This is a genomic window from Nocardia sp. NPDC058497 (assembly GCF_042720195.1).
Taxonomy (GTDB): domain Bacteria; phylum Actinomycetota; class Actinomycetes; order Mycobacteriales; family Mycobacteriaceae; genus Nocardia.
Window position 1 is genome coordinate 1 of sequence record NZ_JBHXMY010000308.1, and the last position, 7,082, is coordinate 7,082.

Sequence of the window (7,082 nt, forward strand, 5' to 3'; positions counted from 1 at the left end):
GGTCCCGGCCCAGGTGGGTCAGCCGAACAGGCCGCCGCCGTGGCCTGCCTGCTGGCCGCCGCCGGTGCCGCCGATGAGGCCGCCCGGGGGCAGTTCGGACGGTTGGACGATGACGAAGCCGCGGCCGGCGAACGACAGGGTGCTCGCCTCGCCGGTGCTGCGGCCCATCAGCCTGCCGAGGCCGAAGGAGTCGTTGCGCTTGATGCCGGTCTGCAGGCTCGACGACCAGGCGACGGCGGCGTTCGGGTCGGCGAAGGTGGCCTGGTCGACGGTGAGCACCACCGGGGTGCCGTGGGTGGTGATGGCGATGCGGCCGCGGCCGGTGAACACGCAGTTGAACAGGCCCGCGTTGGAGGCGTAGCCCGCGGCGCCCTGCACGCGGCCGATGTCGTAGTGCAGGGTGGGGTCGAACGCGAGGACGTTGGCGCCGTTGATGGTGAGGCCGTCGGTGCCGTCGAGATCGATGATGTGCACGTCGGCGGCGCTGTTGGCCAGGAACAGGTCGCCGCGGCCGGTCACCTTCATCAGCGGCACGCCCTCGCCGGTGAGGTGCTGGCGGATCGCCCGGCCGATACCGCCGGAGCCGAGGGCCTGGAACTGCAGGTCACCCTGGTAGGCCACCATCGAACCGGCGCGGGCCATCACCTCACCGTTGAGGCCGACCTTGACCATCTTGCCGCCCTGTTTCTGGATACCGAGGCCGTTGACCTCGGCGTGCGAGGGATCGAACAGGTCGCTGTGCACGGGCTGGGCTCCTTGCTGGGATGCGAACGAAGGGTAGGGCTGCTGTCCGTAACCGGGCTGACCCGTGGGCGGCGGGAAGGCGGGGGCGCCCGCGGGCGGGTAGGGGTGAGCCGCAGGCTGCCCCGGTGGCGGAGCGAATTGACCTGGCGGTGGAGCGAATTGGCCGGGCTGGCCTGAGGGCATGGTCGGCTGGCCCGGCGGCACAGCGTTGGGTCCGGGATGGACCGGGTGACTGGGGCTGCTTTGGAAACCAGACCCGGGGGCACTCTGCGCCGGGTATCCGGCCGCGGGAGCGGAGACCGGCGGATACACGGTCGTCGGCGCGGCAGTGCTCTGTGCGGCAGGCGTTTCGGGTTCGTCCTCGAGGTTCACGCCGTAGGCCGACGCGATGCCCGCCAGTCCGTCGTCGTAACCCTGACCGATCGCCCGCACCTTCCACGCGCCGTTGCGGCGGTAGATCTCCACACACACCACACCGCTCTCGGTGGTGAGCCCCGGGATCTGGAAAGTCAGTGCGGTGGGACCGGATCCGATGGTGGCGGTGAGCTGGCCGACCGAGGCGAAGGTGGCGGGCCCGCGTCCGTCGAGGCTGGCGGTGACGACGACCTTGTCCACATCGGCGGGCAGCGCCGAAGTCCGCACTTCGACCACGTCCGGGCCGCCATTGCCATGGCGATACACCACACCGGGGCCGGTTGGCTGGTTGAAGAACACGAAGTCGTTGTCGGAGCGCACTACTCCGGCGGTGTTCAGCAAGAGCGCCGAGACATCGACCGACGCCGAACTCGCCACGGTGACGGTCAACGGATCGCCGGGTGCGGGCCGGTTCTCACCGGGAGCCAGCGCGTTCACGACACCACATCCGAAGAGTGAGTGGTTTGTCCGATTCGCAGTCGTTCCACGGCCTCGATAGTGCCGTGTGCGCCGCCGCCGCGCCAGCCGCCCCCGTCAGCGCGCCGGTTTCCGGTCCGAGGGATCCCAGGTGCATCGTCTGGAATCCGTCCTGCGCGACCCGGTCGAAGGGAGCGATCAACGCCCCGCTCCCGGGGAAGTGACGCTGCGGCGGTGACAACCGGCTGTCCCTACCCGGGCGCGATCGGGCTGCCGGATTCGGCGGACGCGCGCTCGAATAGCACGAACGGGATGGTCACCAGCGCCAAGCCCGCGCCGATCCATGGCACCGCGGTGATCGGCGCACCGGCGTTCAGCACGACGCCGGCGACGACGGGAACGAGACCGATGCCCAGCTGGAACGCCGACACCGTGGTCGCGCCGGCCAGCGTCGGCGCGCCCGCGGCGATGGTGAACACGCGCCCGTAGATCGCGGGGTTGAGCACGAATCCGGCGATGCCGAGCAGCAAGACCAGGGCGATGACGGCCACCGCGTGTCCGGCGAACACGGCGATCGACATCGAACACACCGCGATCCCGGCCGACCCCGCGATCAGCGCGAGGTAGGGCCGCTGATCGGAGATCCGGCCACCGATCGCCAAGCCGAGATACGCGCCGACACCGAACAGCACCAGGATCGGCGCGAGCCACGTATCGGAAATCCCGGTGACGGTGGTCAGCAGTTCGGCCAGATAGTTGAACGTGATCATGTAGGCCGCCGTGCTCAGCAGCGTGGCGGTGAGGACGAGCCACAGCCGCGGCTGCCGCAGCGCGGCGAACTCACGATCGAGACGGGGTTCCTCCCCCGCTGTGGTCGCAGGCATCAGCACCGCGACCGCGGCCGCGGCCAGGACGGTGAGAACGACCACCAGCCAGAAACCGCCCTGCCACCCGGTGCGATAACCGATGAATGTGCCAGCCGGACCGCCGAGGATCATCGCCAGGCTGAGGCCGCTGATCACCACGCCCGACGCGCGGGCGGCACGATCGCCGGGCACCAGGCTGACAGCCGTCACCGCCGCGACCGCGAAGAACCCCGCGTAGGCGAGCCCCGCCACGAAGCGAGTGATCAGCAGCGCGCCGTAACTGCCGATGATCAGCCCGGCCGCGATGGACGCGGCGAAGACCAGCTGGGTCACCACCAGCGCGGTCCGCCGTGGCCAACGCAGGCTGACCACCGCGAACGGCGGCCCGCCGAGGACGACACCGATCGCGAACGCGGTGATCAGCCCACCGACGGTGGCCAGGCTGACCCCGATATCGGTGGCCACCGCGGGCAGCACCCCGGCGAGGAGGAACTCCGCACTTCCCATGGCGAACAGGCTGAAGGCCAGCAGATATACCCCGGCGGGGAGGAAGCGTTCCCGGCGGCGCGGCGGCAATGTCGACGTTGAACTCATAACTCGCAGCGTGCTTTTCGCCTCCCGGAACGGCAACGAATCGTTGCCGAAACAGGAACGCTCCCGTTGACTGGACCGCGTGCCGAACCATCCCGCCATCGACGCGACCCTGGGCCAGGTCGGCGTCCGCATCCGCAGACTCCGGGAGGGCAAAGACCTCTCGCTCGCGGACCTGAGCCGCCTCACCGACATCTCCAAGAGCACCCTGTCCCGGCTCGAATCCGGCCAGCGCAAGCCCAGTTTGGAGTTGCTGCTGCCGATCGCGGCCGCGCTGGCGGTGCCGATCGATGAGATCGTGGCCGCGCCCCGCATTCTCGACCCGCGGCTGCCGCAGAAACCGCAGCGCACCGGCGGGCGCGTCATCGTGCCGCTGTCGAAGACGCAAGGCGAGCCGAAGGCCTACAAGCTGATCATCCCCGAGACCGAGTCCGAGCCGTTCCCGCGCACGCACGCCGGCTACGAATGGCTCTACGTGCTCAGTGGGCGACTGCGTCTGGTCCTCGGCGACTACGACGTCGTCCTCGGGCCGGGCGAGGTCGCCGAGTTCGACACCTTGCACCCGCACTGGTTCGGATCCACCGGTCGCGGCAGCGTCGAAGTGCTCAGTCTCTTCGGCGGGCAGGGCGAGCGAATCCACATCAAAGCCAGGTCCGCCCCGGCCGGACTCTAAGGGTTTCTCGAGGAAACCGCGCAGCGCCGCACAGGGCCCTCCGGTCGCATTACGCTGCGGATATGAGCACTCCGGTCCATGGATTCACCGACGACGCACTCGGCACGCTGGACGCCGTCGGCGTCGCCGCGGCGCTGCGCGCGGGGAAGGTGAGCCGGGCCGAGGTGCTCGAGGCCGCTGTCGCGCGGACCCGGCGGGTCGACCCGAGCCTGGACGCGGTGCAGCTGAGCTGCTTCGAGCGGGCCTCGGCGGCGCCGGAGACCGCGGGCGTCTTCGCCGGTGTGCCCGCGTTCGTCAAGGACAACACCGATATCGCCGGGCTGCCCAGCTGCCACGGTTCGGCGGCGTTCACGCCGCGACCCGCCACCGCGACCGGCGGTCCCGGCGCGCAGTTCCTGCATTCGGGCGTGGTCGTGATCGGCAAGTCGACGCTGCCGGAGTTCGGGCTCACCGCCAGTACCGAGTTCACCGATCGCGCGCCGACCCGTAATCCGTGGAATCCGGAGTATTCGGCGGGTGCGTCCTCGGGTGGCTCGGCGGCGCTGGTCGCGGCCGGGGTGGTGCCGATCGCGCACGCCAACGACGGCGGCGGCTCGATCCGGATTCCGGCCGCGGCCAACGGCCTGGTCGGGCTGAAGCCGACCCGCAACCGGCTGCTCGATCAGCCGGGCGCCCGTCAGCTGCCGGTGCACCTGGTCACCGAGGGCGTGCTGACCCGGTCGGTGCGCGACACCGCGCACTATCTGGCCGCCGTCGAGCAGTTCGGCGCGAACCCGAAGCTGGCGCCGATCGGCCTGGTCGACGGGCCGAGCGCGCGGCGGTTGCGGATCGGGCTGATCACCGAGGACGTCCTGGGCCGCCCGGTGCACCCCGACAATGCCGCCGTGCTGGCCTCGGCCGCGACGATTCTCGCCGGACTCGGGCACGAGGTCGTCGAGATGCGCCTGGACGTGGACCCGCGGTTCATCGAGGACTTCAAGCGGTACTGGGCGGTGATGGCCGCGGCGATGACGCTGTCGTTCCGGGTGGGCCACCGCGGCCATTTCGACCCGAGCAAGCTCGACCCGTTCACCAAGGGCCTGATCGGGCTGGCGGCGCGCAATCCGCTCGGTGCGGCCGCGGCGGCGTGGCGGTTGCGGTCCGGAACCGCCACCTACGACAAGCATTTCGCCGAGGTCGACGTGCTGCTCACGCCGGTGCTCTCGCATCCGGCGCCGCGGATCGGCGAGCTGGCGCCGGGCCAGCCGTTCGACGCGTTGTTCACGAAACTGGTCGACTACGTGGGTTTCACGCCGCTCAACAATGTGGGCGGCGGACCGGCGGTGTCGCTGCCGCACGGTCTGCTGCCGCACGGCCTGCCCGGCTCGATCCAGCTGGCCGGGCGCCGCGGTGACGAACGGACCCTGCTCGACCTGGCCTACCAGTTGGAAGCGTCGAGCCCGTTCCCGCGCATCGTCGACCGCACGGCCGCCGAGGGCGCGGCCTGATCAGCCCTGGCGCACCGCGACATTGATCGGGCGCAGCCTGCCCGGACTGGCGGTGCCCGCCTCGAAGGCCCAGTGCTCGCCGTGCCAGTCGGGGAAGTCGGTGTGCCAGCGGCCGACCAGGCGCGGATCCTCCAGCGAGGCGATGACGCCGGCCGAACCGGTGTACTGCAGGCGCTCGTACTTGTGCCGGGTGACGGTGTCGACCGTGGCGAGGGTGGCGAGGGTGGCGAGGGGAGACATGGCGATCCTCCGGGATCGGGAAAACGGTGGCTGACGTGACGAGGCGCTCCCGGGCAGATGGCCCGGATGCCGCGGTGGCGCGTCACCGCTCGAAGGCGAGTATGCCGCGCGTCGCGACACTACGCGCACTCTTTCGAAAATCCTGTTCCTCGAATTAACGGACACTCGTCATCGGGCGGTAAAGATCACCAGGACGGGCGAACTCGGCCCGGCGTGACGACCCGGGCGATGGCATTTCTGACCTGGTTGAACGTGGCCGCGCCGAGGGTATCGGTCCAGCGTGCGGCGAATTCGGCGGCCGCGGCATCGGCGGCTCTGGTGCAGGCCCAGCCGCGCTCGGTGAGGGTGATCAGCCGGGCACGCGCATCGCGCGGATGCGGATTGCGGTCGGCGTAACCCTTGGTGACCAGCTCGTCGACCAGCTGGCTTGCCGCCTGCTTGGTGACGCCCAGATGCTCGGCGATCTCGCCGACGGTCGCGCCGTCGGGCGCCATCCGAACGAAGGCGAAGCCGTGGGCCGGGCGGATATCGGTGAAGCCCGCCGCGGTGACCCCGTCCTGGATCGTCTGGCTCACCTCGGCGGCCGCTGCCAGCAGTAACAGGGGTAGATCGCCTGCGGGCGGGGGGTTCTGGGGCACGGCAGTCATTCTGACACTTGACACCATGGTCAATCTGCTTGACTATATGGACAAGCAAATTGACTTTATGCGGGAGGCGCACATGCCGGTCATCCACTCCGAAGACGCTCAGGTCCACGAGATCCACAACGCCAGGTTCACCTCGCTCATCCGTCCCGGCACCGGCAGTGCTGAGCTCTGCGTCTGGCAGACCGAGGTGGCGCCCGAATCGGTGGGCGTGCCGCATCGAATCCTGGGGGAGGAGGCCTTCGTCCTGCTCTCGGGCGAGGTGACGATGACGATCGACGGCGAGCCGGCGCCGATGAAGCCGGGTGACGCGGCCGTCGCGCCCGCCGGTTCGACGATCGCGCTCGCCAACGCGACGGCGGCGCCCGCGGTGCTGCTCGTCACGGTTCGAGTCGGCTTCTCCGCCGAACTGCCCGACGGCTCCACTTTCGTTCCGCCCTGGGCGTCCTGAACCGGCGCGGTGCCTGTTCTTAACGTCGAACTTGAAAGTTCGGTCGCCCGAACAATATAATTCTGGAATGAAGGTTGGGTTCCACCGGTCGCCGGGGGCGTCGCGGCGCCGGGTTGTCGCGGCGTGTGTTCTGAGTGTCATGGCGTTCGCGCTCACCGCCTGCGGTGGTGTCGCGGCCGAGGACGACGGGAAGAAGGTCGTGCTCACCACCTTCACCGTGCTCGCCGATATGGCGCGCAATGTCGCGGGGGAGCATCTGCGGGTCGAGTCGATCACCAAGGTCGGCGCCGAGATCCACGGGTACGAGCCCACGCCCGGCGACATCAAGAAGGCGGCCAAGGCCGACCTGATCCTGGACAACGGGCTCAACCTGGAAGCCTGGTTCGCCCAGTTCGTCGCCGATCTCGATGTGCCGCACGCGGTGGTCAGCGAGGGTGTCACCCCGATGGACATCGGTGAGGACGCCTACCGGGGCAAGCCCAATCCGCTTGCCTGGATGTCGCCGGTGAACGCGCAGATATATGTCGACAACTTGGTCCGCGCGTTCACCGACCT

General features: G+C 69.6%; 8 protein-coding genes. 4 read left to right on the forward strand and 4 right to left on the reverse strand.

What is annotated here, in order from left to right; genetic code table 11:
* Nucleotides 1-18 precede the first annotated feature (18 nt).
* Both ACFWPJ_RS20115 and ACFWPJ_RS20120 read right to left on the reverse strand, forming a co-directional pair.
* A complete protein-coding gene (locus ACFWPJ_RS20115) occupies nucleotides 19-1,596 on the reverse strand; it encodes an AIM24 family protein (protein WP_378853447.1) in 1,578 nt (525 codons plus the stop codon).
* A 230-nt stretch (nucleotides 1,597-1,826) separates the two neighbouring features.
* Nucleotides 1,827-3,035, reverse strand: a complete 1,209-nt coding sequence (locus ACFWPJ_RS20120) for an MFS transporter (RefSeq protein WP_378853449.1) — start codon at nucleotides 3,033-3,035, stop codon at nucleotides 1,827-1,829.
* A gap of 79 nt (nucleotides 3,036-3,114) precedes the next feature.
* Between ACFWPJ_RS20120 and ACFWPJ_RS20125 the strand changes: the two genes are divergently transcribed.
* Both ACFWPJ_RS20125 and ACFWPJ_RS20130 read left to right on the forward strand, forming a co-directional pair.
* Complete coding sequence (locus tag ACFWPJ_RS20125) at nucleotides 3,115-3,705, forward strand: helix-turn-helix domain-containing protein (RefSeq protein WP_378853451.1); 591 nt, start codon at nucleotides 3,115-3,117, stop codon at nucleotides 3,703-3,705.
* 62 nt (nucleotides 3,706-3,767) lie between these two features.
* Nucleotides 3,768-5,192, forward strand: a complete 1,425-nt coding sequence (locus ACFWPJ_RS20130) for an amidase (protein ID WP_378853453.1) — start codon at nucleotides 3,768-3,770, stop codon at nucleotides 5,190-5,192.
* Here the strand turns inward: ACFWPJ_RS20130 and ACFWPJ_RS20135 are convergent, their stop codons facing one another.
* Both ACFWPJ_RS20135 and ACFWPJ_RS20140 read right to left on the reverse strand, forming a co-directional pair.
* On the reverse strand, nucleotides 5,193-5,432 hold the full coding sequence (locus tag ACFWPJ_RS20135) for a hypothetical protein (protein WP_378853455.1): 240 nt from the start codon (nucleotides 5,430-5,432) through the stop codon (nucleotides 5,193-5,195).
* Between the two features lie 185 nt (nucleotides 5,433-5,617).
* On the reverse strand, nucleotides 5,618-6,079 hold the full coding sequence (locus tag ACFWPJ_RS20140) for a MarR family winged helix-turn-helix transcriptional regulator (protein WP_378853457.1): 462 nt from the start codon (nucleotides 6,077-6,079) through the stop codon (nucleotides 5,618-5,620).
* Between the two features lie 37 nt (nucleotides 6,080-6,116).
* Here ACFWPJ_RS20140 and ACFWPJ_RS20145 point away from each other — a divergent pair, with 37 nt between their 5' ends.
* Together ACFWPJ_RS20145 and ACFWPJ_RS20150 are read left to right on the forward strand one after the other, a co-directional pair.
* Nucleotides 6,117-6,527 (forward strand): cupin domain-containing protein, encoded by a 411-nt coding sequence (locus tag ACFWPJ_RS20145; protein ID WP_378853459.1) that lies wholly within the window; start codon nucleotides 6,117-6,119, stop codon nucleotides 6,525-6,527.
* A 67-nt stretch (nucleotides 6,528-6,594) separates the two neighbouring features.
* Nucleotides 6,595-7,082, forward strand: a 488-nt coding sequence (locus tag ACFWPJ_RS20150) for a metal ABC transporter solute-binding protein, Zn/Mn family (RefSeq protein WP_378853461.1), incomplete at its 3' end; no start/stop codon positions are given.